The organism is Neisseria benedictiae (assembly GCF_958267435.1).
Taxonomy (GTDB): Bacteria; Pseudomonadota; Gammaproteobacteria; order Burkholderiales; family Neisseriaceae; genus Neisseria; species Neisseria bergeri.
This window is the reverse complement of record NZ_CATQFV010000036.1, coordinates 1-1,382: the sequence shown is the minus strand read 5'-3', so window position 1 is coordinate 1,382 and position 1,382 is coordinate 1. Positions and strand designations below refer to the sequence as shown.

Here is a 1,382-nt window from a genome sequence, read left to right as displayed (position 1 = left end):
TAACCGTGATTAAAAGGCTCTTGAGATGATGGATTTCTATTTCTATGTCGGTCTTTCCGTTCCGATCATCATTGCCGCCATCCTGTTCAAGGATTGATATTCAAAACGGTTAGGCAGATAATCCGACTTCCGAACAACAAAAAAGGAAGTTGAAATCATGTTTATTACTGAAGCGCAATTGGCTCTATATAAATACCAAGATGGTACTGAATATTTTAATAAAACTATGGCAGAAATTTTTTCTGTTGAATTGCTTAAATATTCTAAAAAACAACATTTTTATGTTGTCGAGTGTATATCTTGGTTTTTAAATAAAAAATTATCTTCCAATGTTTGGAAGATTTATTTTAATGATGAATCAGTTGCAATAATAAAAATATCTGATTTAAATAAATTGAGTAACTGTCGTGATATTGAGATACAAACATTCAATTTTGATATTAAACCTGATGCTATTTTCAGTTCCTAGTTATGCTGAAATTAGGAAGTATCCTATCGGAAATTCTAGCGTTAATTTAGAAATTAATCATAGTAAATCTGTAGTTACAGATTTCAGAGTAGATGGACAACGTTTCTCAGGTCGTATTATAGAACCGGCCATCATCGAACACTCTCCCACCGGACTCCGCTCCGCCTCCACTCTCCCCGCCACAATAGAAAGTACCGTATCCCGCGAAGCCGTACTAGCCGGATCATACGGTCTATTCAAAAAAGGCGCATCCTTCGCCATTAGAGGCGCGAATTACGTAGGCTGGGCACTGCTCGCCAAAGACGTATACGACCTACTCAAAGAAGACGTAGAAGCACAAGGATACGTCTTCGATGCAACAAAACAAGAATTCTTAAAAACCTACGCCGCAAAAATCTGTATCTGGCATAGAGAAGGTAGATACGGAGTAGATGAACACGTAGTTACTCCAATATGCGAAGGCGTAGACTCTTCAATTATGAGGCATTATCCCAATTTACCCAAAGACTTACAGACCCTAATGGATGAGAAACTTCATTCAATGGCTCAAGCCTATTGGCCAAAGAGAAAAGCACAACTTATTGAACTTGAGGGACCAGGTGGTTTTGGCTATCCGAGAGGATTTGTACTAGATGAATGTAATTTCAACTGGAACGGCGGCACATGCTCAGTAGTCAAGAACGGAGATTACAGATCAGGCGTTTCTTTTTCATTAAGAATGAATGAAAAATATCAAGAACAACTGACAAAACAGCAATTTGAACAAATAGCCCAAAGAAAAATCGACCAAAACCCGACACCTTTTATCAAAGCAAATCCCGATTTACAGATAAAAGAACAAGTCAAAATCGAAAACGGCAAAATCGTAACGCTTGGCCCCGTAACAGGCGAAGACGGAAAGCCCAAGCAGATA

2 protein-coding genes are annotated in these 1,382 nt (G+C 38.4%); both read left to right on the top strand.

What is annotated here, in order from left to right; all coding sequences use genetic code 11:
• The first annotated feature begins 157 nt into the window (after positions 1-157).
• A complete protein-coding gene (locus tag Q3O12_RS04410; RefSeq protein ID WP_003711827.1) occupies positions 158-469 on the top strand; it encodes a DUF1132 family protein in 312 nt (103 codons plus the stop codon).
• A partial coding sequence (locus Q3O12_RS04405; protein WP_301669532.1) for an IgG-binding virulence factor TspB family protein occupies positions 435-1,382 on the top strand: 948 nt, incomplete at its 3' end. The genes Q3O12_RS04410 and Q3O12_RS04405, both read left to right, overlap by 35 nt.

Excerpts from the sequence above, each read along its gene's own strand:
- Q3O12_RS04410 (WP_003711827.1), top strand. The coding sequence starts at position 158 with ATGTTTATTACTGAAGCGCAATTGGCTCTATATAAATACCAAGATGGT.